This window comes from Rhizobium sp. BR 315, assembly GCF_050577975.1.
Classification (GTDB): Bacteria; Pseudomonadota; Alphaproteobacteria; order Rhizobiales; family Rhizobiaceae; genus Rhizobium; species Rhizobium miluonense.
In genome coordinates this window covers 1-663 of record NZ_JARWKZ010000152.1, presented here as the reverse complement: position 1 = coordinate 663, position 663 = coordinate 1, and the positions used below count along the sequence as shown (strand labels likewise).

The following is a 663-nucleotide window of genomic DNA, read 5'->3' as shown; positions in this document are numbered from 1 at the left end:
GCTTCGGCGTGTGCGGCCAGCCCGTCGGAACAAATTGGCTGAAATGATCGCGGGCATCGAGCCCGCGATCATTCCTCCTGGTGCCACACGAGACCAAGCCCTGTCTGCTCAGAACGCCAAGTCTGCCGTGAGGATCGCGCCGCCTCAAGGACATCGCGGCCCCTCCAATTTTCAGCCGACACCCTGAAGGGCGCCGTCAGAAAATCGGTTCCTCCGCTCGCCGCCTCCGGCGGTCGCGTGCCGCGATCCTTGACCCGGCCCGATCCCCACGCCCCCGGACGTCATCTTTCACAAAACTCAAGGAGACGAAGATGACGCTGGAACATCACATTGAAGAATTGCGCGCCGAACTCAGGAACTGCTGGGACCGCGAGGAGCGTCGCGAAATAGAGGCGGAGCTGGAAGTAGCGGTTGCCGAACTCAATATCTGGATCGATGAACTGACGCAGGATCTGCGGGGTGAGAAGCCTCCCTTTTGAGGGAGGCGCTTGCCGCATCGCCAAGCCGGGCTCGCCGGATCGACCGGCAAGCCCGGCTCCAATGCCGTTGTGCGTATAAATGGACAACTCTGCCCTTCCTTGTATCCAGCCTGCAGGGGCAGCACCGCCGGTCGCTTTCGTTAACAGATGCGTTGATGCCTGATCGTCTTCAGAGCCTTTTTTT

At 60.6% G+C, this 663-nt stretch carries 1 protein-coding gene; it reads right to left on the bottom strand.

Annotated elements, in window-relative coordinates; genetic code table 11:
- Positions 1-281 precede the first annotated feature (281 nt).
- On the bottom strand, positions 282-663 hold a 382-nt coding region (locus QD409_RS35475; RefSeq protein WP_430765042.1), incomplete at its 5' end, for a hypothetical protein.